Origin of the sequence: Massilia brevitalea (assembly GCF_030711405.1) — a bacterium.
GTDB lineage: Bacteria > Pseudomonadota > Gammaproteobacteria > Burkholderiales > Burkholderiaceae_D > Telluria > Telluria brevitalea.
Map to the genome: position 1 here is coordinate 13,972 of NZ_JAULSI010000028.1, position 22,142 is coordinate 36,113.

The following is a 22,142-nucleotide window of genomic DNA, read 5'->3' on the forward strand; positions in this document are numbered from 1 at the left end:
TCGGGCCGCTGCGCTGCATGCCCATCGAGGGAGGGAAGTAATGTTCAAACGTGTGATGCGGGTGGTGAGCCTGGCGATCGTGTTCTGGCTGGCGGGGTTGAATGCCGCGCGCGCCGACAGCTGCAGCGCAACCATGACCGATATCGTGTTCGGCAACGTCAGCCCGATCGCGTCCAGCGACAGCTATGCCAGCGGCACCCTCACCCTCAGCTGCACCTGGGGCCTGCTGACCGGCATTCCGCCCCAGCTGCTGTTCCCGAATGCGTCGATCTGCGTCTACCTCGGCGCCGGCAGCGGCGGCACCCAGGGTCAATGGCGCACCATGAGCGGCGGCACCGGGCGCCTGCCGTTCAACCTCTACCGCGACGGCAGCTACACGGCGGCCGCGGTATGGGGCAGCCCGGCCACCCCGAACAGCCCGACCTCGCTCAACACCAGCATCAGCGCCGGCCTGCTCTCGCTCGGCACCCAGACGGCGAGCTTCACCATCTACGGCAAGATCCCGGGCAATTCCCTGAGCGGCGTCGGCACCGTCGGCAACGCCGATACCGAATTCTCCAGCGATTTCTCGGGCGAGGCGATCGTCAACTATTCGTTCTGGAGCCTGCTGTCTTCGCCCTGCACATCCGGCGCCACCACCACGGTGCCGTTCCGCGTGCGCGCCACCGTGGTCAACAACTGCGTGATCAACGCCTCGAACCTGGCCTTCGGCGCCAGTACCGTGCTCACCTCGGCGGTGCGTGCCAATGCGGCGCTGTCGGTGCAGTGCACGGCGAACAACGCCTACCGCATCAGCCTGGACGGTGGCAGGAACGGCAGCGTGGCGGCGCGCCGCATGCGCAACGCGGCCACCGGCGAAACCGTGCTGTACCTGATCGCGGGTACGCCCGACGGCCCGGCCTGGGGCGACGGCAGCGGCGGCACGGTGATGGTCACCGGCACCGGGACCGGCGTTGTGCAGAGCGTGCCGCTGTATGGCAGCGTGCCGAAGCAGACCACGCCTTCGCCGGGCGACTACAAGGACACGGTTACGGCGACGATCTATTTCTGAGCGGCGCCGGGCATCGGTTACGCGGCGCGGTGCGCACCTGCCAGTGAGGTGCTTGACAGAAATGTAGGCGATGCTTGAATATCTGCCAATATGAACCGTCCCGCCTTGCCATCGAACCCGCCTGCGGCGGCCAGCACTGCCGCCCGCGAGGTCTGGCTCCTGGTGTTTCCCGACTTCCTGCTGCTCGACGCCACCGGCCCGGCCCAGGTATTTTCGAGCGCAAACGACGAAGCGCGCGATGCCGGCTTGCCGGCCCCATACCGCATCCGGCTGCTGGCCGCGGGTGGCGGCGCGGTCGTCTCGTCCTCCGGTCTGGGCGTGCTGGCCGAGCCGTTGCCACGGACTGGCGCCGGGGGCGCGACCCTGATCGTGGCCGGCGGCCGTGTCGCGGCCCTGCCTTCCAGCGCCACGGCGGAAGGCCGTGCCGTGCTGGACTGGGTGGCGCAGGCAGGGGCGGAAGCGGCGCGCTGCTGTTCGGTCTGCACCGGCAGCTTCGTGCTGGCGCGCGCCGGCCTGCTCGACGGGCGCCAGGCGGTGACGCACTGGGCCGACGTCGAGGCCCTGCGCAGCGAGCATCCGGGGCTGCAGCTGCTGGACGACGCGCTGCACGTTCGCGACGGCAAGTTCCGCACCTCGGCCGGCATCAGCGCCGGCATGGACCTGGCGCTCAGCCTGGTCGAGGAAGACCTGGGACGCGAAGCCGCGCTGGCGGTTGCCAAGCGCATGGTCCTGTTCCTGAAGCGCCCGGGCGGACAGCGCCAGTTCAGTTCCGAACTGCTGGCGCAGTCGCCGGCGCCGGGCGTCTGCGCGCAGCTGACCGCCTGGCTGCGCCCACGCCTGGCGCAGGACATCGGCGTCGGCGAAATGGCCGGCGCCTGTGCGCTGTCCGAGCGTTCGCTGTATCGCAAGCTATACGAGGAAGCCGGCCTGACGCCGGCCCAGCTGCTGGCGCGACTGCGCCTGGAACGCGCCTGCCTGCTGCTGGAGCAGCCCGGAACCCTGGTCAAGCAGGCCGCGCGCGCGAGCGGCTACGGCAGCGAATACAACCTGCGCCGCGCCTTTGCCGCCGAACTGGGTGTGCTGCCGAGCGAGTACCAGGCGCGCTTTGCCTGAGGAAGGCTTTCCGCCGGAATTAAAAGTAGATGGTCCAGGCAGCTTCTGCAGCCTGATTGCCTTGCTGGACACCCGCATCCACGCGTCCCAAGCGATAAGGACTGTCGTGCGAGCAGGAGACGTTTGGCGTTCCGGCCTGGGCGCTGACGGTGCAGGCCTCGGTCAGGACAAAGCCGACCTGCATCGTGGCATTCGCCATGCCGGCATGCGCGGGGAGCGCCAGCAGGGACAGCAATACAGCGCCAGAGATGGGGTAAGGTCTCATGGTGGAAAGAGGCAGCAGTTGCTATAGATGTTGCTTCAAATCAATTGCAGCCAATGATACACGAAATTTGGCCCCAGCGCTCCCTAGGCAAAGGATCATTGCACGTTAGCCGATTTTGGTATCGTTTTTACTGAATTTAAATGATTTCGGCAAATACCCTGCGGTTCAGGCCAGCAACGCATTCACTGCGTCCTGCAGTTCGCGCGGACTGAAGGGCTTGGCCATGTAGTCGTCGGCGCCGGCGGCCTTGCCGGCAGCCACGTCGGCCGCCTGCACGAAAGCCGACAGCAGCAGGATGCGGATATCGCTGGTCGCCGGGTCGTCTTTCAGCGCGCGGCACAGTTCCAGGCCGCTTTCGCCGCCCAGCGACACGTCGAGCACGATCACGCGCGGCCGCTCGGCGGCGATGCGCGCCATCATTTCGTCGCCCGAGCCGGCCACGGCCACCTTGCCCACGGTTTGCAGGGTCAGGCGGATCAGGAGCCGCAGTTCGGGCTGGTCGTCGACGACAAGGATGGATTCAGGCATGGGGCAGGGCGGCGGCGGCCGGCAAGGTCAGGGTGATGTCGGTTCCACGCCCCAGGGTCGAGGCGACGTCGACGCTGGCGTTGTGCAGCTCGATCGTTTCGTGGAAGATGGCCAGGCCCAGCCCGGTGCTTTCCGGGCGGGCGTCGGGCTTGGCGCGGTAAAAGGCTTCGAACATGGCGGCCTGCTGCTCTTCGCTCATGCCGATGCCGCTGTCGCTGATGCGCAGCAGCACGGTGCCGACGGCGGCGTCCGGCCCGCGCCAGGCGCGCACCGTCACCGGCGTGCCCGGCGCGGAGTACACCAGGCTGTTGTTCAGCACATGGGCCAGCGCCGCGCCCAGCTTGTGCGGGTCGGCTGCGACCGGCGGCAGATCCGGCTCGATTGCAAGCGCGATGCGCGCGTTCTGGCCCAGCGGTTCGACCGTACCCAAGGCCTCGGCGAGGATGGCCTCGATGCGCTGCGGGCCGATCTGCAGCACGGCGGGGCCGCCGGATTCCAGGCGCGCCAGGTCCAGCACCTGGGTCACCAGGGCCGAGAGGTGACTCGCCTGGCGGTGCACGATGTCGAGCAGTGCGCGCGCGGTGGCGGCGTCGAAGTCGCGTTTCAACAGCAGTTCCGAAAACCCGATGATGCTGGCCAGCGGCGTGCGCAGCTCGTGCGCGGCCATCTTGAAGAAGCGGCTGCGCCGCTCGCCGGCGGCGCGCAGGCGCCGTGTTTCTTCCAGGCGCGCGGCATTGTCGCGTGCAATGGCGGCGTAGCGGCGGTGGCCGCCCAGGTGCATCACGCAGGTCGATATCTCGAGCGGGAAGGTGCCGCCGTCGACGCGGCGGCCGGTGCCTTCGCGGGTGCAGACCTGGCCCTCGGGCAGGCAGCGCACCAGGTCGGGCACGGCTTCCACCAGCAGCCACTGCAGGTTGCGGCCGACCAGCTGCTGCGCGAGTGCGCCGAACATGCGCTCGGCGGCCGGGTTCACCGACAGCACATTCGCCTCCTCGTCGAGCATCAGCACGCTTTCCGGCAAATGGTCCAGCAGGGCGCGCAGCCAGGTTTCGCTGTCGCGCTGGCGGCGCAATGCGCGTTGCAGCGCGTCGCTGGCGAATTCGGCGGTCACCAGTGCCGCCAGGTCGCGCAGCAGCAGGCGGTCGGCGTCGCTGAAGCTGCGCGGCCGGTGATCGAGCACGCACAGGGTGCCGACGCGGCTGCCGTCGGGCGCGGCCAGCGGCAGGCCGGCATAGAAGCCCAGGCGCAGCGGGCCGGTGATGACGGGATTGTCGGCGAAGCGCGGGTCGGTGGACGTATCCTCGATCACGAAGACCTCGTCCTGCAGGATGGCATGGCCGCAGAAGGTGACCACGCGCGGGATTTCCTGCTCCAGCACTCCGATGCGCGACTTGAACCACAGGCGGTCGGCGTCGAGCAGGCCGACCATCGCCATCGGCACGTCGAACAGGCGCGCCGCCAGGCGCGTGATCCGTTCGAAGCGTTCCTCGGGGGCGGTGTCGAGCAGCTTCAGGTCGAGCAGCGCTTGCAGGCGGCTGGCTTCATCGTTCGGCAGTAAGGGCTGAAGCATGGCGTTGGGGAACGCAGCGTCCCGGTCAGGTGGCGTCCGCGCGCACGTCGAGCGCATGTTCGACCGCCGCGCGCAGCTGGGCGAAAGGCACCGGCTTCGGGAACACCGGAATGTCGGAGGGCAGGCCCATCGAGGCGATCGTTGCGCGGTCCAGGCCGCTGACGACGATGATCGCCATCTGGCCATAGTCGGCGTCGCCGCGCAGGGTACGGATCATGCGGAAGCCGTCCATGCCCGGCATGCTCAGGTCGCTCACCAGCAGATCGGGGCGCTGTTCGCCGATGCGGATCAGGGCCACGAAGCCGTCGTGGGCCTTGACCACGTCGAGCGGCAGGTTCCAGCCCTGCAGTTCCAGTTCGTACAGGCGCAGCAGGGTGCGGTCGTCGTCGACCAGCAGGACTTTCTTGCGCTGCGATTTTTCCGGTTCGGCCGCGGCGACCGGCGCCACGGGCGCGGTGGCCTCGTGGCGTTCGTTGACCAGCTTGTTCACCGACGCCATCGTGATGCGGCGGTGGCCGCCGGCGGTCTTCCAGGCTTGCAGGGTGCCGTTCTCGACCCACAGCTGCACCGTGCGGTGCGATACGCCGAGCAGGCGGGCGGCGTCTTTTGTCGAGCAGAACTCGGCGGCGTTGTACGCCGGGTCGCGCACGTCTTCTTCAGGTTTCAACATAGGTATGAATTCTTGGGTCCGCAGAGGCTTCTGTCAAGGAAGCGGGCGCGGTCCAGTTGCGGCGCATGGCCCAGGGGCGCAGGCGCGAAGGGCATCATGCTACCACCACCACCGGCTTTACAGCTGTTCCGGTAGAGGCTGGCGTGCGACTAGCGATGCGTCGCGGTTGGATGGGTGTAAGCGGGTTCATGGAGCAGCCCCGATGCCGTCGATCACGGCAATCAGGGCGCGCAGGTCCACCGGTTTCACGAAATGGTGGTCGAAACCGGCGCTGCGCGAGAGCACGCGGTCGTGGGCCTGGCCGTAACCGGTCAGGGCAAGGTAGAGGGCGGAGCGGCCGGCCTGCAGGGAGCGCAGGCGCCGCACCAGTTCGTAGCCGTCGATGTCGGGCAGGCCGATGTCGAGCACGAACATTTGCGGCCAGTCCTGTTCGGCCAGGGCCAGCGCTTCGCGTGAAGAGGCGGCGCTGGCCACCGCGTGGCCAAAGGCGCGCAGCACCTCGGTCAGCGACTGGGCCGCGTCGAGGTTGTCGTCGACGATCAGGATGCGTACCTGGCCGCCGGCGCCGGGCAGGGCGGCCGACGGCATGGCCGCAGCCGCGGCGCCGGCTTCGCGCTGCGGCGCCGGCTTCGCGCTGCGCCAGCGGCAGCGTCACACTGAAACTGCTGCCCTGGCCCAGGCCGGCACTGAGCGCCTGGACGCTGCCGCCATGCAGCTGCACCAGGCTTTTCACCAGCGCCAGGCCCAGGCCCAGGCCCAGGCCGCCCTGCGAGCGGTCCGGCGTGCGCTCGGCTTGCGTGAACAAATCGAACACCTGGGGCAGCACGTCGGGCGCGATGCCGATGCCGTTGTCGCGCACCGAGATCGTCACCAGGCCGTCGGCGCGCGCTACCTGCAGGGCGATGCGCCCGCCCTGCGGCGTGTACTTGGCGGCGTTGTTCAGCAGGTTCGACACCACCTGCACCAGGCGCGTGCGGTCGCCGTCGACCCAGCCGCCGGCATCCTGCTGCAGGTCCAGCGTGTGGCGGCGCGCCTCGATCAGCGGGCGCGCCTGTTCCACGGCGCCGGCCACCACGGCGCCGACGTCGACCAGGGCGCGGTCGAGCTCTACCTTCCCGCGCGTGACGCGCGACACGTCGAGCAGATCGTCCACCAGTTCGGTCATGTGGCGCACCTGGCGCGCGATGATCTCGCTCGACTGGCGCAGGCGGCGCTCGTCCAGGCCGGGCATGCCGAGCAGTTGTGCGGCGTTGCTGATCGGCGCCAGCGGATTGCGCAATTCGTGCGCCAGCATCGCCAGGAACTCGTCCTTGCGCCTGGCCTGGGCGCGCAGCTCGGCTTCGCCGCTCTTTTGCGCGTGGATGTCGGTCAGGGTGCCCATCCAGTCGGTCACGCGGCCATCGGCATCGGCAAAGGGCAGGGCACGACTCAGCAGCCAGCGGTATTCTCCGCTGTGGTGGCGCAGGCGATGCTCGAATTCGAAAGGCGCGCCCGCGTCGCGGCTGCGCTGCCAGTGCGTGCGCAGGGCGTCGCGGTCGTCGGGATGCACGGCGGCGCGCCAGGCGCCTGCCTGCAAGGCCGGGAAGTCGAGGCCGGTGAACTCCTGCCAGCGCTCGTTGAAATAATAGACGCCGCTGTCGACGTGGGTCGACCACACCATCTGCGGGATCACGTTGGCGATCGCGCGGAAGCGGCGCTCGCTTTCCTTGAGCGCCTTTTCGGCCGCCACCTGGGGCGTGATGTCCATGTGCGCGGCCACCGCGCCGAGCAGTGCGCCGTCGGCGCCGCGCAGGGCGGCGGCGCGCACCAGCACCGTGCGGCGCAGGCCGGGGACATCGAACGGTTCGATCTCGAACACGCCGGCGTCGGTGTCGCGCCCGGCCAGCACGCGCGCCACCGGCCACTCGGCGGCGGCCAGCGGCTGCCCGGCCAGCGGGCCGTCGATGTGCCAGCCGCGCCAGGCGCCGTATTCGTCGACCGACCGGCTGTCGGGATAATGGCCCCAGATCGCGTGGTTGGCGGCGTTCGCCACCAGCAGGCGGCCGTTCGGGTCGACGTAGAAGATGCCGACCGGCGCCGCTTCCAGCAGCACGTCAAGGCGGCGCCGGTCGCTTTCGGCGCGCGCCTCGCTGGCGCGCAGCGCTTCGGCCTGCGCCTTGCGCTCGCTGATGTCGACCGCGATACCGGCGAAGCGGCGCGTGCCGTCGGCCGGGTCGGTAAACACCTTGCCGCGTGCATTCACCCACACGTCCAGCCCCGAGCGCTGCGGGATGCGGTACTCGGTGTCGTACAGGGTGCGGGTCTCGATGGCGTGGGCGATCGCCGCCAGCACGCGCGGCCGGTCTTCCGGGTGGATCATGTCGGTAAAGCGGTTCAGCTCGGTGCCTTCGCGCGCCAGCGCGGCCTCGACCTGGAACAGGCGTGCGAAGCGCTCGTCGACGTGGGTGGCGCCGCCGTCGAGCTCATAGCTCCAGGTGCCGATGTTGCCCGATGCCTCGAGCGAGAGGGCAAGGCGTTCCTCGGCGTCCTTGTGGCGCGCCAGCGCCTGCACCTTGTCGGTCACTTCGACCACGGTGCAGATCAGGCCCTGCACCGCGCCCAGCTCGTCGCGCAGGGGGCTGAAGGAAAAGGTGAACCAGGCCTGCTCGGGGTAGCCGTGGCGTTCGACGGTGACCGCCAGGTTCTCGAAAAAGAAGGACTCGCCGGCCAGCACGCGCCGGATAGTCGGTTCCAGTTCATGCCAGACCTCGTGCCAGACTTCGGGGTGGGGCGCGCCGAGCGCGGTCGGCGCCTTGTTGCCGAGCATCGGCAGGTAGGCGTCGTTGAAGAACAGGGTCAGCTTCTCGCCCCAGGCCAGGAAGGTGGGGAAGGCCGAGCCGAGCACGATGGCCAGGCCGGTGCGCAGCACGGGCGGCCAGCCGGACACCGGCCCGAGCGCATGCGCGGACCAGTCCATGTCCCGGACGCGTTCGCCCATGGCGCCGCCGTTGTCCAGGAAGGCATGCTGGCTGGTGCTGTTCACAGCTTCCTTGAGGAAAAAGCTTGCATTGTACACATAGTTGACGGCCGAAACGCGTCCGTCTGGACCCGGGGCGCACAGGCCCTATTGCACCACGACTTTCATGCGCACGCTTCCCTTGGCCCCGGGTTGCAGGCTGCCGGTGAAGCGCCATTCGACGGCGCCATTCTCGCCCGCCTTGGGCTGGACCGCGATCGCGCAGCTGTTCAGGTCGGCCGGCAGGGTGCCGCATTCGGCGCTGGCAAAGGTGGTGAACGCCGGCGTGTTGTCGGTCACGGTCAGGCCCGACAGGGTGGTGGTGCCGGTGTTCTCGAACGCGACTTCATAGGTAATCGTGTTGCCCGGCACGGCGTTCGCCTTGTCGGCGGTCTTGGTCAGCGCGAAGCTGTCGCAGGACTGGCAGATGCCGTTCACGGTCACCGTCATCTGGCCCAGGCCGATGCCCAGCAGTTTCAGCAGCGGATCGGCCACGCCGGTCAGGATCGGGGTCAGGATCGGCGACAGGGTGTCCACCACCAGCCCCTTGAGTACCGGCTGCAGCAGGCCGTTCAACAGGTTGGTTACCGGCACCAGCACCAGGTCGAGCAGGCCGCCGGTCAAGATGGTGGTGCGCAGCGACAGATTGCCCACCAGGCTGTTGGTCAGGCCAGTGATGAACGCCGCGCTGGTGCTCACCGTGCGCGTTTGCGGGAAGGTGCCCGACAAGGTCACGCTGGAAGCGAAGGGCGCCTGGCCGCGCGCGGTACTCTTGATTTCGAGCGCGACGCGGATGCCGTTCAGGACCAGTTCGCCGATCTGGCCGTAGCCGACGTCGGCGGCGGAGAGCGTGCGGGTGCGGTTGAAGAACACGTTGTCAGGGATGCTGCCCAGGTAGATGTCGCCCACGCCCGGCGCCACCTGCAGGGTGACGGCCTTGGCCACGGCGTCGACCGCCGACAGGCTGCCTTCGCCGCGCGCCGCTTCCACGTACACGTCGAGCTTGCCGATGGCGACCGAGGCGCTGTTCACGCCGGCCACCTGTTTCAGGGTGTCGGTGACCGGGCTCAGGGTCACCAGGTCGAGCTTGAGCTTCAGGCGGATGGCCGCGGTATGGAACTGCGAGCCGGTCGGGCCGCACACGTACACCGGCGGCTCGATCACCTGCGCGTACAGCTGCAGGTTGTTGATCAGGCCCGTCATGCCCAGCGCGCCGCCGGAAATCCCGACCGGGGTCGGCGTGGTGATCATGTTGCGGTGGTTGTACAGCTGGATCAGGCCGGTGAGCATGTCGAGCGAGTTGATGGTGGTGCCGGCCAGGGCGCCGGCATCGGTGCTCACTTTCACCAGGTCGCCCACGCGCACGCTGGCGCCGGTATTGGCAAGCAGCGGCTGCAGGCGCGACAGCACGCCGGATAAACTGGTCTTGGCTTCGAGCTGGGCCGCCGCGTTCAGCGCCGCCGCCACCTGGCCCAGCGTGACGGTGGTGCCCAGCGCCTGGGTCGGGCTCGATACGTTCGCCTGGAGCTTGAGGGCGTTCAGGAAGTCGAGCAGCTTGACGTCGCCGCCGGCCAGCGCGTTCCAGTCGGCCACGTTCAGGTTCAGGCTGGTGCCGAGCAGGCCGCCGAGCAGGGGATTGAGCAAGGCGCTTTGCGTGCTGTCGACGCTGGCCAGGCGCGGCCCGGCCGAGATGCAGGCGCCGGCCACGCAGGCGGCCTGGGCGGGCAGGGCGGCCAGGCAGGCGAGGGCCAGGAAGATCGTACGCAGCCAGGCAAAACTATTCTTTGGGAAAGTCATCGTCATTTTCTTAATTGAATACAGCGTAGTCAATACAGCTTAGTTGAGTGCGTTCATCATGCCCTCGAGGGCGCGTTCGTCGAACTTCATGCGCAGGCGCACATACACGCCCTTGCTGGTGGCATCGGCGCCGGCCAGGTCGCGTTCCTTGAAGCCCAGGAAGTTGTAGCCGGCCGAGACCCACATGTTCTTCTGCAGCTGGTAGCCGGCTTCCAGGCCCAGGCCGTACTGGCGGCCGCTGCCTTCGCCGTTAAACAGGACCTGGGCAACCGCGCCGACGTCCCAGTCGCGCTTGAGCTCGTGGGTCACGCGGGCGGCCAGCAGGTGGGCGGTGCCGCGGGTATCCAGGCCGCTCGAGCGGTCGTTCGCCAGCTTGCCGACGTAGCGGCCGCTGAACACGGTCTCGCGGGTCGGCTGCCAGTTGCCGGCCACCGACACGGCGTGCACGGCGCGCTTGAGGTCGGCCGGGCCGTTGTCGGACTCCAGCTTGAACTCGTACTTGGCCAGGGCGTTCACGCCCAGGGTGCCCGGCGCACGGTAGGCCACGCCGCTTTGCAGCAGTTCGTTGACGCGCATGCTGTCGGTGGTGCGGCTGCGGTTGGCGGCGTAGGCGTTCTTGCCCAGGAAGGTGAATTCCTCGCTCAATTTATACGCCAGGCCCAGGGTATTCAGCACCGCGTCGCTGTCTTCGCCATGGCGCAGTTCCAGGCGTGCGTTGGCGCGCCACAGCGGATTGCGGGCGATATCGATGGCGCCGGTCACGGCCACCGACTCATTGGCCGCCGGGCCGGAGAGCACGCGCACGCGCTCGAAGCTGGTGCTGGCGCGCACGCCCTGGCCGATCGTCCACAGATTGCGCAGGCCCATTGCCGCTTCGGCTTCCTTCGAACCCAGGGCCGAGCCGCGGGCACGGTATTCCGAGAACGCGCGGCCATCCTTCATGTATTCCGAATCCACACCGAACACGGTAGCGTTGCGCTCCTGGCCTTCGTTGAGTGCATAGTTCGAGCCCAGGCTGCTGATCAGCTCATGGCGGCCATACAGGCGGCTGCCACCGGCCAGGCGGTAGTCGCCGCCGATGGCGACCATGCGGCGGCCGCTGTCCTTGATGTCCTGTTCGGCTTCGAGCGAGACGCTGGCCTGCGGCAGGCCGGGGATCTGGCTCGTCACCTTGGCGCGCACGCTGGTCAGATCGGGCTGGACCAGGGTGCTGCCCGCGGCCGCGGTTTCCTGCGCATGGCGCACGCCGGCTTCGACGCGCACGCCGTTCTGGAAGGCGTAGCCGGCGCCGACCTGCACGCCGTCGCGCGCGGCGCCGCTCACCAGATCCTCGGTGCGCAGCAGTTCGGCATCCAGGCGCACTTGTTCGGTCAGCTTGTAGCCGGCGCGCACGCCGGCTTCCAGGCGGCCCTTCGGCAGGATCGCCGACTGGTTGTCGAAGAACTCGCCCGTACGCACGGCGTACACGCGGGCTTCGAGCTTGCCGTCGTTGCGGGTGGCGTCGATGCGCACGGCGTTGCCGTCGTGCACTTCCTTGTCCATGCGGGCGGCTTCCACGATGATCGTGGTCTTGTCGTCCGGCTTCACGGTGGCGTTCACGCTCGACAGGGTGGACCTGGCGATCGGGTTGCGGTCGCTGATGACGCTGCCGCCCACTTCCACGGCCTTGTTCAGCTTGTACTGGGCCGCGCTGCCGCCGACCCAGAACTGCGGGGCGCCCTGGTCGACTTCGTAGCTGATGCGCACCGACACCGGGTTCATGCCTTCGTCCAGGCTGGCCACCGGGGCGCGGAAGATGATGCGGCCGCTGAGTGGCTCGATGTCGTAGTCGACATAGCGCACTTGCGCCTTGTTCGACAGCACGATGCCGGTCTGGTTACGGTCGCGCACGACGATCTCGACGCGCTCGCTGTTCAGGACCATGGCGCCGCTGCCGGTGAGGTAAGGGCCCGAGGTGCCGTTGGCGGCGACTTCTTCCACCATCTGGCGGGTGCTGTCGCGGCTGGCGAAGCTGTCCACGGTCAGGCCATTCGCCTCGTAGTGGTGGCGCAGGCCGGTCAGGCTGCGGTTGTAGGCGCCCAGGTTGCGCGCCGGGGTGGTGCCGGGCGGGGTCATGTCGCCGAACAGCAGCCAGGACTTGTTGCGGTCGGCGCGCAGGTAGCCGCGGCTGGTCGACTGCGCCTCGAAACCGCGCTCGGCGTCGTCGCCGGTGGTCGGGTAGAAGCCCAGCGGGTCGACGTCGCGGAACAGCTTTTCTTCTTTTTCCTTGCTCGAATCGTAGGACATGGTCAGCAGGGTGTCGCCGGCAACGGTGCCCTTCATGAAGACGGCGGCACGGCCGCCGAGTTCGGCATCGGTATTGCCGATTTTGCCCGAGACGCTGCGCAGCTGGTCTTCGAAGGCGTCGAACGAGCGGTTCGGGTTGCTGGTGTTGCCACGGATATTGTTCAGGCTGACAGCGCCTTCGATCACGCCGGCGGCGACCAGCGGACGCAGGTTCAGCACGAAGGAGAGCAGCTGTTCGGTCTTCACGGCGCCGCTGCTGGCGACGAGCTTGGCTTCACCGGCTTCGTTCGGGGCGCGCAGGGCAAATTCCCCCGGCCGCCTTCGACGAATGCCTGCAAGCCTGGCTCGCGCGGGTCGAGGTCGGCCTGCAGCCACTGGCCCAGGTTGGTGTCCAGGGTCACCGGGGTGCGCTGCAGGACCGGCACGCCTTGCGCGTCTTCCAGGTGCACGATGACGCCGGCTGCGGCGCGGCCGTCGGCGGCCACTTTGCTTTGCGGCAGTTCGACGCGCAGCTTGGCCAGGGCGCCCGGCACGATCACGTCCACGCGGCTGCTGCCGCGGGCATTGCCGAAGCTGTCGTTCTGGCGCAGCTCCAGGGTGTTCTTGCCGGCGCGCAGGGCAACACCGACGTAGTCCCAGCTTTCCAGTTGGTGTTCGGCGACCTTGTTGCGCTGGCCGATATGGGTATCAGCGACGGCTTCACCGTTCACCAGCAGGGCGAAGCGGGCGCCGAGTGCGCCTTTGACGCGCACGGTGGCCTGGCTCGAGACCAGCACGGCGCCGTTTTCCAGGTCGACGAAGCCGAGGGTGTTGTCGAGCTGGGCCAGGTCGACCTTGACTGGGGCAGCCTTGGCGGCCGGGGCATGCACGGTGGCGTCGGCGGCCTTGGTGTCCGCTTTGATGACGGCGCGGCGCGCAGCGATCTCGCGGCGCAGGGCGTCGCTGCAGCCTGCCAGGGCGAAGTCGGCCTTGGCCAGCTCGCCATCCTTGGCGTCGACGAAACGGCTGCCGGCGTCGCCAGCGTTACGCTGCGACAGCACCGACAGGGTGGCGCCCTGCGGCAGGGTCGATGGATCGACCTTGGCGACGTGGGTGCGTGGACGGGTTTCCAGGAAGCTGTACTTGCCGTCAATATCGGTGCGGGCAAAGGCGCCGTCTTCCAGGTAGATGCGCACGCCCGGCACGCCCGGCTCGTCCTTGTCCTGCACGCCGTTGGCGTTGCAGTCGGCAAACACTTTACCGAGGATCACGCCTTTTTCCGAGAACACGCCGGCCTCGACCTTCACCTTGGCGGCGGCGATCACGCTGGACAGGGCCAGTGGCGCGGCGCTGGTGGCGCTGGCGCGGTTGATGCCGTCGCCTTGCAGGGCGCCGGCGCCGATGCGCACGCGGTAGCGCAGGGTCATGCTGGCGCTGGCCGGCACGGCGCCGATGTCGAATTGCAGGGCGGTGGCAGTGCCGGCCTGCGGGTCGGCCACTTTCACGTTATCCAGGCGCACGGTGCCCGGCACCAGGGCAAAACCGGCCGGCAGCACGTCGTCGACCTTCACGCCGGCCAGGGCTTGCTCGGCGGTATTGTGGACGATGACGGTTTAGTCGACGAAGTCGCCGATCTCGGCAATGGCGCGCGAGGCGTTCTTTTCCAGGTACAGGGTGCCCGGCACGGCGTCCAGGGGCACGTCGATGGTCACCACGCCGCTGGCGGCGCTGACGGTGAAGCTGCCGCCGTAGGAACCGTACAGGTTGATTTCGCGGCCTTCCGGCAGCAGGCCGGCAGCCAGCTTCGACGGGAAGGTGTAGTTGGTCGGCGCGGTCACGGCCAGGCGGTACAGGCTGGGGGCGACCAGCGGGAAGTGGTAGTGGCCGTCGGCGTCGGTGACGACGGTGCTCGGCATGCGGGTTTCGCCGTCGGTGTCGAACACCACGGCGGCTTCGCCGGGACGGCCGCCGTTGCCGTCGCCGGTGACGTCGATCAGGGTCACGGTGGCGCCGGCCAGGGTCTGGTTGGTCTTGCTGTCGAACACGATGCCGACCGGGTCGACCAGGATCGAGGCGAACGCGGTATTGCCGCCGCAGCTCTCGATGGAGGCCATCAGGGTGTCGTCGGCCATCACCTCGAGGGCGCCGTTGCCGGCGCTGACGTCGCTCATGCTCTTCGCTTCGTCGGTCGTTGCCTTCGAGGTGATGTGGAAGACGGCGCTGTCGACATCGGTCTCGTCGGCCAGGTAGCTCTGGGTGTCGCCGGTCTTTTTCGACGAGATGTTCAGGGTAATCGTGTCGATCCTGGTCGGGTCGGTGTCGCAGGCCGGCGCGACCGCTTCGACGAACAGCGCACGGCCGTAGGTCGTGACGATGGCCTGGGTGGTGTAATTTGCGTTGGTGAAATAGCGGATGGTTTCCGGCTGCATCGCGCGCACGACGTTCGATTGCAGGTTCACGTTCTTGCCCTGCGCGTCGGCATAGGCGCCGGTGGCCTGGTTGCGGATCGCCGCGTGGGCGCCGGTGCACAGGAAGAGCAGGGTGAACAGGGAGATCAGGAAACGCAAACGATTGTTCATGGCGGCAAACTCAGGAATTCGGGCGTAGAGATCCCCATCCGCCGCCATTGCTGGCGGTGGACGGGGAGGTTCTTGTTATTTATTTATTGTTGTTGGCGAATGCCGGTGCGGTTACTGCGAGATCTTGACGCCGAAGGTCATCGTCGACGACTGGCCCGGCGACATGGTGCCGATGGTGGCCGACAGGGTGCCGAGCAGGTTGACGATCGGCGCAATGACCGCGCCGGTAGTGCTGCCAGGCGCCGAGTGGAAGCTCGTATAGGCCGGGATCGTGTCGCGAACGATCAGGGTGTTGACATCGGTCGCGCCGGTGTTGGTGGCCGTGATCTGGTAGCGGATGCAGGCGCCCGGTACGGCGCCGGCAGTGATGTTGTCGGCGCTGAAGTCGGTATCCGGCGTGCCGTCGTAGGCGGCATCCAGGGCTTGCTTCTTGGTCAGGGTGACTTGCACGGCTTCGTTCACGACGTTCACGGCGGCGTGGATGGTGTCGCCTACGCTCGTCGTGCCCGACTGCGCGCGGAAGTACAGCTGGGTGGTGGCCGGGGTCGCGCCGGCGGCAACCGTCACGTCGGCGTACACCATGCGGTAGGCGCCGCTGTTGACTTGCGCATTGTTGATGGTGTTGCCGAAGCCATCCTTGAACACCACGGTCCAGCCGCTCGGCAGGTCGGTGTTGGCGAAGGTGGAGCTGGTGCTGGCCTGCAGGTTGAAGGTCTCGTTGCTGCCGCCCGCGTTGTTCAAGTAGATGGTGAAGCGGGTGGTCGAGCCGGCGGTGGTGGTGTTGGTGACCACGGCCGCGGTTTCCGCACCGGCGCCCGCGCCGGTGGCGCCATTGCCAGGGCCGTTGGCGGTGATGTCCATCAGCGCCGAAGCGGTGACGGTCGTCGTGTCCTTGCTGGTGGCAACGACTTGCGGATTGAAGGTGCTGGTGGCCTTGACGGTCAGCTCGTTGTTGGTGCCCGGTGCGGCATTCGCCGGCAGGGTTGCCACGGCAACGAAGCGGAAGGTCTCACCGGCCGGCAGGCTGCCGGTGCCGGTGATCGGGGTAGCGTTGTCGGCGATGCCGTCGCCGTTGGCGTCGGCATAGAACACGACATTGGCCATGTTGAAGGCGCCGCCGTTGGTTGCGCTCAGCGTGAAGGTGTCGGCGCCGTTGCCGGTGTTGGTGATGCTGTGCGAATACACCACTTGCGCGCTGGCGGCGGCGTTCTTGGCCGAGCCGTCGCCCATGTCGGCGCTGCCGACCTGCTGCACCACGGTGGTGACGATGTTCGACACGGCGGTATGGCCGCGCAGCAGCGAGTCGAGGTAGACGGCGCTGGCCTGGTTGGTGATCTCGGTGCCGGCGGCGGTGGTCGCCGCATGCGCGCCTTGGGAAGCGAGCACGAGCATGGTTGCAGCGAACGACAGGCGTGCAGGGGCATTCAAACGAAGTTTCATCTTGTTATTCCTTTTAAAAACAGGGTTTTACGATCAATTGTTCGCGCTATTCAGGCGCATGCGGGACTTCACGGTCGCCGCCTGGCCGGGGGGCAAATCGCCCAGGTCCCAGCGCAGGAAGCGGTATTCGGTTGCGGGTACGGCTTCGGTGACTTTCTTGCCATCACGCACGACTTCGCGTTTCAGGGGCACAGCGGCGTAGGTCTTGCCATCCAGGCTGGCTTCCACCTTGGCGGGGGAGGCAGTGTCCGGGAGGTAAGCCATTCCGCCTTCCGGGACCGGCAGCACCGCTTTGGTCTGCTTGGCCGGGGTGCTGCCGTTGTTGCGGTAGGTCACCTGGTATTCGATGGTGTCGCCGGGGTTGGCGCGGGTGGTCGGGACCAGCTTGACGTCCTTGGCCGAGCCGACGACCTGGAAGGCTTGCAGGGTGACGTTGACGTCGCTGGGGGCGGCGAATGCCGAGCTCAGTTGAAACAGGCAAAGTGCCAGGAAGAGAAAGACGCGTTCCACAAATGCTCCGGTATCGAGAGCCGCCCGCTGACAAGGCCCGGGTGGCAAAGGCCGGTCAAGGTTTCTGGATTTGCTGAATTTCCCTGACGAAACGCATCGTATCGAATTTACTGATTTGATGCAAAGTTTTTTTGCCGTACGACATCATTGTTGCTCCGACGCACCTTCGCGGTGCGTGTCGGGACGTGGGGCAGGAGCATTCCCCTTATATAGGGAAGGGCAGGCGCATCCTCCTTGCCAGTCCGTCTAGTCTTTCTTTCACGGGGCGTCAGCACCTGCCACGCGCATATTCGGGCGCAGCTCAGCTGTAGGAAATTCGGTGGCGAAATCGGACGGGACAGCCCAGCCGATAGCTCAGCAATACTTAATTTGGTTTGTGAGATACTTCCGGTTATAAGCCGGTTGAGTGCTCAGTTGTAGGAAATTTGGTGTTAGTTCACCATGTTTTCTGACCTGTCAAGTGGCTGTTGGTCTTCAGCAACACGTTCAAGATCATTTCGTTATTTTCCGATTTGCCGGATTTACTGATTCGTTGATTTCGGGCATCATAGTTTCCGCTGACCAAGAAAGAACGTCAGCCCCGTCTCCGGCACCGTGCCGGGTTTATTCGCTCTCTACAGGTCAGCCATGCAAATCAGCCAACAGGAAACCCACAACGCCGTGCACGAACTGCAAGCCATCCACACTGCGCTCAACCGCGCCCAGGCCGTCATCGAATTCACCCTCGATGGCTACATCACCCACGCCAACGAGAATTTCCTCGACGTCATGGGCTATGCCTTGGAGGAAGTGGTCGGTCAGCACCATTCGATGTTCTGCGAACCGTCGTTCGAGCAATCGGCGGCGTATGTGGATTTCTGGGCCGACCTGGCTTCGGGCAAGGTCGAGCGCGCCGGGTACAAGCGCATCGGCAAGGGCGGCCGCGAAGTCTGGATCAACGCGTCCTACAACCCGGTGCTCGATCCGGAAGGCCGCGTGCACAAGATCGTCAAGTTCGCCACCGACGTGACCGCTGAAAAAGCACGTACCGCCGAGCTGGCCGGCCTGGTCGACGCCATGCAAAAGGCGCAAGCCGTGGTCGAATTCGACATGGACGGCTTGCTGGTCAATGCCAACGAGAATTTCCTGGGCCTGATGGGCTACGCCATCGACGACGTGCGCGGCGAGCACCACCGCGTGTTCTGCGACGACGACTACGCCGCCAGCCTGGCCTACCGCAAGTTCTGGCAAAAGCTGAACCGCGGCGAGTTCGACTGCGGCCGCTACCGCCGCCTGGGCAACAACGGCAAGGTGGTCTGGATCCAGGCCACCTACAATCCCATCCTCGACCTGAACGGCAAGCCGGTCAAAGTGGTGAAATTCGCCACCGACATCACCGAGCAGGTGCTGCTGGAAGAGCGCAGCGCCGCGCGTACCGAAACCGAACAGCGCAAAGTGGCCGTGCTGCTCGACCTGGTGGCGCGCGCCTCGGACGGCGACCTGACCGGCGAGGCCGATGTCGTTGGCGACGAGCCGCTCGACCAGCTCTCGCGCGGCGTCATGAAGATGATCGCCGACCTCCGCGGCGTGATCGGCGAGGTCGTGGGCGCCGCCGGCAAGCTGTCGGGTTCCTCGCGCACCATTGCCGACCGCTCGAACGTGGTCGCCGCCAGCGCCCAGGCCCTGGGCGCCACCGTCGAGGAAATGAACGCCTCGGTCGACGGCCTGACCGCCTCGATCGGCTCGATCGCCCGCAGCACCACCGACGCGAATTCCCTGGCGCAAGCCACCCGCAACGAAGCGGAAGTCGGCGCCAAGGCCGTGGCCAAGACCATCGAAGCCATGGGCCTGATCAACCAGTCGTCGGAAGACATCGGCGAAATCGTCAAGGTCATCGGCGAGATCGCCAGCCAGACCAACATGCTGGCCTTCAACGCGGCAATCGAAGCGGCGCGTGCCGGCGAACACGGCCTGGGCTTCTCGGTCGTAGCCGACGAAGTGCGCAAGCTGGCCGAGCGTTCCTCGCAAGCGACCAAGGAAATCTCGAAGCTGATCAACGAATCGGTGCGCCGCGTGGTGCAGGGCAGCGACATCTCGCGCCAGGCCAGCGACGCCTTTGATCGCATCGCCTCGGGCGTGGAAAAGACCTCGCTGGCGATTTCCGACATCTCGCGCAGCGCCGACGAGCAGTCGCTCACGGCGAAAGAAGTGGCTGCCGCCATCTCCTACATCGCCCAGGAAACCGAGCGTTCGGCCGGCTCCTGCGACAGCATCGCCCGCTCGACCGAAGGCCTGAACGAGAACGCCGAGCAGCTGAACCGCATCGTTTCCAGCTTCGTGGTGTAAGACATGCCGGAACTCGCCGAACTGAACCCGCTGGAATTCGCCGCGCTGGCCGGGCTGGTGCGCGAACACACCGGCATCGCCATGCACGAGCACAAGCGCGTGCTGCTGCAGGGCCGCCTGCTGCCGCGCATGCGGTCCCTCGGCCTGGCGCGCTACCGCGACTACATCGAGCGCGTGCGCGCCGACCGCACCGAACTGCAGCCCTTCATCAACCTGGTGACGACCAACGACACGGCCTTTTTCCGCACCCCGGCCGTGTGGGACTACCTGGAGCGCGACTTCCTGCCGGCCTGGCTGGCGGCCAACCCGGGCTGCACCCTGCGCATCTGGTCGGCTGCCGCCGCCAGCGGCGAGGAAGCCTACTCGATGGCGATGCTGTGCAGCGAATTCCAGGAGCGCCACCGCGGGTTCCGCTTCGCAATCCAGGCCACCGACATCGATACCGGCGTGCTGGCCACGGCGGCGGAAGGCTACTACGAAGGCCGCTCGGCCGAGCGCTTCGGCGCCAGCCGTCCCGACCTGGTGCGCAAGTATTTCCGCAGCGAAGGCGAGGGCATCCGTGCGATTCCCGAACTGCGCGCCGTAGTGCGCTTCGGCGAACACCAGCTGCTGGCGCCCTGGCGCCAGGGCGCCCAGTTCGACCTGGTGCTGCTGCGCAATGTGCTGATTTATTTCGACGAAGCGACCCAGGAGCGGGTGCTGCACAGCGTGCGTGCCGCCATGGCCCCGCAGGCGCGCCTGATCCTGGGCGAGCAGGAGTCGATTACCCGCATCGCCACCCCTTTCGATTTTGAACAAACCCACGTCTACCGCATCCGCCAAGGCCAATCATGAACCTGCACTTCGAACAAACCCGTCACGTTTTCGCTGGTCAAATGCAGGTTGGCGCCGGCGAGCAGGTCCTGACCGCGCTGCTCGGCTCCTGCGTGGGCATCGGCATGATCTGGCGTAACGGCCGCCGCTGCGCGCTGGCCCACTGCCTGCTGCCGGAAACCGACATGACCTCGCTTGACGCCAACGCGCGCTACGTCAGCGACGCCGTGCCGCGCATGCTGCGCGAACTCGGCGTGCGCCGCGAGCAGTACGACGAAGTCGAAGTGGTGGTGGCCGGCGGCGCCAGCATGCTGGCCGCCCTGCGCGGCGCCGAGCCGATCGGCCGCCGCAACGTGGCCGCCGCGCGCGAACACCTGAGCCGCCGCGGCCTGCGCGTGCGCTACGAAGATGTCGGTGGCCACCAGGGCCGCCGCATCAGCATCGACTGCGACAGCCACAGCTACTCGGTGGTCGGTATCGGCCGTACCCCGGGAGTGCTGCAATGATGCCGGCGCTGGGTCACGAGACGAGCGCGCTGTCGGCTGCACCGGACGCGATGCCGGACGCCAAGGCAGCCCTGGCGGCCATGAATGCCGCGCGCGCCCAGGCGGCGCGCGTGCTGGCCGATGCCGCCGGCATGGAGCTGTACGGCACCTTCCACCTGAACGGCCAGGAGTTCGCGCTGCCGGCGCTGGCAATCCGCGAAGTGGTCAACCTGCCGGAACAGATCACCGCGATTCCGCTGTCGCCATGCTACCTGGAGGGTATCTTCACCCTGCGCGGCGCCGCGATTCCCGTGCTCAACCTGGGCCGCATCTTCGACGCTGCCGCACCCGGCGTGAGCGAAGGCCAGCGTATCGCCATCCTCGACCACGACGGCGTGCAGGTTGGCCTGCTGTTCGACGCCACCGGCGAAGTGCTGCGCGTGCGTCCGGAACAGCGTAGCAGCGTGCAGTACGGTGAACACAGCGGCGCGGCGGCCGTGATCAACGGCGCCATCCTGCTCGACGAAGGCCGGCGCCTGGTGCAGGTGCTCGATGCAAACGCCCTGATCCGCGTGGAAAACGTGCCGCAGGTGCGGTCGCTGGCCGGCGCCGCGCGCAGCGCCGAGCGCGCGCGCTTCCTGCGCCAGGCCGAAGGCCACAAGGGCATTACCTTCCGCGCCGGCGCCATGACCTTCGCATTGCCCATGCTGGCGGTGCAGGAAATCATCCGCGTCCCGGAGATCCAGGCCTCGGTCATGCTCAGCGCGCTGTGCAAGGGCTGGATCAACCTGCGCGGCAAGGCCGTCGGCGTGGTCGACTTCGGCGTGCTGCTGCAATGCGCCACCCCCCCCCCGGCGAGGAAGAACGCCGCATCCTGATCGTGCGCCTCGGCGACGACCTGCTCGGCCTGCTGGTCGATTCGGTGGACGATGTGCGTGCCTACTACGACAGCGACATCCTGCCGATCCCGATGCTGGGCACGCGCCGCGCCGGCATGTTCCGCGGCTGCCTGCCGCACCCGGACGGCAAGGACGCGCTGTTCCTGGCGGCCGAGCACATCTTCACGCAAGGCGAAGTGGCCGAGATCTGCGCCGGCCACCGCCGCCTGTACGGCGACGAAGCCGCCGCCGCCGCCCGCCGCGAATCGACGGTGACGCGGCGCCAGGTCTACCTGGCGTTCTCGCTGGGCACACCCTGGGCGGCCGACATCGGCCAGGTGCGCGAGATCGTACCGTTCGGTTCGATCGCCCTGCGCCCGCCGGGCATGCCGGACTGCGTGGAAGGCATGATGCAGCTGCGCCAGCAGATGGTGTGCGTGGTCGACCTGCGTCGCCTGTACGGCATGCCGGCCCTGGACGACCTGTCGGAGCGCAAGATCCTGATCCTCGAGCACGAGGGCGAGAGCTTTGGTCTGGTGGTCGATGGCGTGGACAGCATCATGACCGTCTCGGACCGCCAGCGCCGCCCATCGCCCAAGCTGACCCGCAACGAAGGCCTGGCCGGCGACATGCGCCGCGATTTGAACGAGGTGCTGGAAGTGCCGGACGAGCATGGTGTCGAGCGCGTGATCTGCCTGTTCGACAAGGAGCGCTTTGCAGCAACGCTGCGCGAGCAGCTGGGCGGTTGAAGATCGCGTGATCGAATGAAAAACAGGCGCTGCGGCGCCTGTTTTTTCACGGATTGTCGGGAAATCTCCTGTAGGGTGGGTTCTTGAACCCACCATGCCCGATCCGCAA

At 67.3% G+C, this 22,142-nt stretch carries 17 protein-coding genes and 2 pseudogenes; 7 read left to right on the top strand and 12 right to left on the bottom strand.

The features are described 5' to 3' along the window. The first annotated feature begins 40 nt into the window (after nt 1-40). The gene (locus QWL29_RS17620; RefSeq protein WP_305824182.1) at nt 41-1,051 is read left to right on the top strand and encodes a Csu type fimbrial protein; all 1,011 of its coding nucleotides are present in this window, start codon (nt 41-43) and stop codon (nt 1,049-1,051) included. A gap of 90 nt (nt 1,052-1,141) precedes the next feature. Next, nucleotides 1,142-2,164 carry a GlxA family transcriptional regulator gene (locus QWL29_RS17625; protein ID WP_305824183.1) on the top strand — a complete coding sequence of 341 codons (1,023 nt, stop codon included), beginning with the start codon at nt 1,142-1,144 and terminating at the stop codon, nt 2,162-2,164. Nucleotides 2,165-2,183: 19 nt separating this feature from the next. Here the strand turns inward: QWL29_RS17625 and QWL29_RS17630 are convergent, their stop codons facing one another. The 12 genes and pseudogenes from QWL29_RS17630 to QWL29_RS17680 form a co-directional block, all read right to left on the bottom strand. Further along, nucleotides 2,184-2,399 carry a hypothetical protein gene (locus tag QWL29_RS17630; protein ID WP_305824184.1) on the bottom strand — a complete coding sequence of 72 codons (216 nt, stop codon included), beginning with the start codon at nt 2,397-2,399 and terminating at the stop codon, nt 2,184-2,186. Nucleotides 2,400-2,594: 195 nt separating this feature from the next. After that, entirely contained in the window at nt 2,595-2,957 is a 363-nt protein-coding gene (locus QWL29_RS17635; protein ID WP_305824185.1) for a response regulator, read from the bottom strand. Then, nucleotides 2,950-4,527 carry a sensor histidine kinase gene (locus QWL29_RS17640; protein ID WP_305824186.1) on the bottom strand — a complete coding sequence of 526 codons (1,578 nt, stop codon included), beginning with the start codon at nt 4,525-4,527 and terminating at the stop codon, nt 2,950-2,952. The genes QWL29_RS17635 and QWL29_RS17640 overlap by 8 nt, the downstream gene beginning before the upstream one ends. A gap of 25 nt (nt 4,528-4,552) precedes the next feature. Further along, nucleotides 4,553-5,197 carry a response regulator gene (locus tag QWL29_RS17645; protein ID WP_305824187.1) on the bottom strand — a complete coding sequence of 215 codons (645 nt, stop codon included), beginning with the start codon at nt 5,195-5,197 and terminating at the stop codon, nt 4,553-4,555. A gap of 186 nt (nt 5,198-5,383) precedes the next feature. Beyond that, nucleotides 5,384-5,785, bottom strand: a complete 402-nt coding sequence (locus QWL29_RS26810; RefSeq protein WP_370663711.1) for a response regulator — start codon at nt 5,783-5,785, stop codon at nt 5,384-5,386. A gap of 61 nt (nt 5,786-5,846) precedes the next feature. Further along, a pseudogene (locus QWL29_RS17650) lies at nt 5,847-8,174 on the bottom strand (PAS domain S-box protein); the annotation flags it as partial. Nucleotides 8,175-8,300: 126 nt separating this feature from the next. After that, nucleotides 8,301-9,989 (bottom strand): CLIPPER-2 domain-containing protein, encoded by a 1,689-nt coding sequence (locus QWL29_RS17655; RefSeq protein WP_305824189.1) that lies wholly within the window; start codon nt 9,987-9,989, stop codon nt 8,301-8,303. Between the two features lie 39 nt (nt 9,990-10,028). After that, complete coding sequence (locus tag QWL29_RS17660; protein WP_305824190.1) at nt 10,029-12,521, bottom strand: porin family protein; 2,493 nt, start codon at nt 12,519-12,521, stop codon at nt 10,029-10,031. After that, a complete protein-coding gene (locus tag QWL29_RS17665; protein WP_305824234.1) occupies nt 12,518-13,861 on the bottom strand; it encodes an SdrD B-like domain-containing protein in 1,344 nt (447 codons plus the stop codon). Before QWL29_RS17665 ends, QWL29_RS17660 begins: the two co-directional genes overlap by 4 nt. 6 nt (nt 13,862-13,867) lie before the next feature. After that, nucleotides 13,868-14,833: a carboxypeptidase-like regulatory domain-containing protein gene (locus QWL29_RS17670; protein ID WP_305824191.1), complete on the bottom strand. Its 966-nt coding sequence runs from the start codon at nt 14,831-14,833 to the stop codon at nt 13,868-13,870. A gap of 111 nt (nt 14,834-14,944) precedes the next feature. After that, nucleotides 14,945-16,273 (bottom strand): hypothetical protein, encoded by a 1,329-nt coding sequence (locus QWL29_RS17675; RefSeq protein WP_305824192.1) that lies wholly within the window; start codon nt 16,271-16,273, stop codon nt 14,945-14,947. 33 nt (nt 16,274-16,306) lie between these two features. Next, a complete protein-coding gene (locus QWL29_RS17680; RefSeq protein WP_305824193.1) occupies nt 16,307-16,783 on the bottom strand; it encodes a hypothetical protein in 477 nt (158 codons plus the stop codon). Between the two features lie 627 nt (nt 16,784-17,410). Between QWL29_RS17680 and QWL29_RS17685 the strand changes: the two genes are divergently transcribed. The 5 genes and pseudogenes from QWL29_RS17685 (at nt 17,411) to QWL29_RS17705 (ending at nt 22,033) form a co-directional block, all read left to right on the top strand. Continuing rightward, the gene (locus QWL29_RS17685; RefSeq protein ID WP_305824194.1) at nt 17,411-19,108 is read left to right on the top strand and encodes a methyl-accepting chemotaxis protein; all 1,698 of its coding nucleotides are present in this window, start codon (nt 17,411-17,413) and stop codon (nt 19,106-19,108) included. Nucleotides 19,109-19,111: 3 nt separating this feature from the next. After that, nucleotides 19,112-19,942: a CheR family methyltransferase gene (locus QWL29_RS17690; protein ID WP_305824195.1), complete on the top strand. Its 831-nt coding sequence runs from the start codon at nt 19,112-19,114 to the stop codon at nt 19,940-19,942. Then, nucleotides 19,939-20,427, top strand: a complete 489-nt coding sequence (locus tag QWL29_RS17695; protein WP_305824196.1) for a chemotaxis protein CheD — start codon at nt 19,939-19,941, stop codon at nt 20,425-20,427. Before QWL29_RS17690 ends, QWL29_RS17695 begins: the two co-directional genes overlap by 4 nt. A gap of 131 nt (nt 20,428-20,558) precedes the next feature. Beyond that, nucleotides 20,559-21,415, top strand: a pseudogene (locus QWL29_RS17700) (chemotaxis protein CheW); the annotation flags it as partial. Further along, entirely contained in the window at nt 21,401-22,033 is a 633-nt protein-coding gene (locus QWL29_RS17705) for a chemotaxis protein CheW (protein ID WP_305824235.1), read from the top strand. The pseudogene QWL29_RS17700 and the gene QWL29_RS17705, both read left to right, overlap by 15 nt. Nucleotides 22,034-22,142 lie beyond the last annotated feature (109 nt).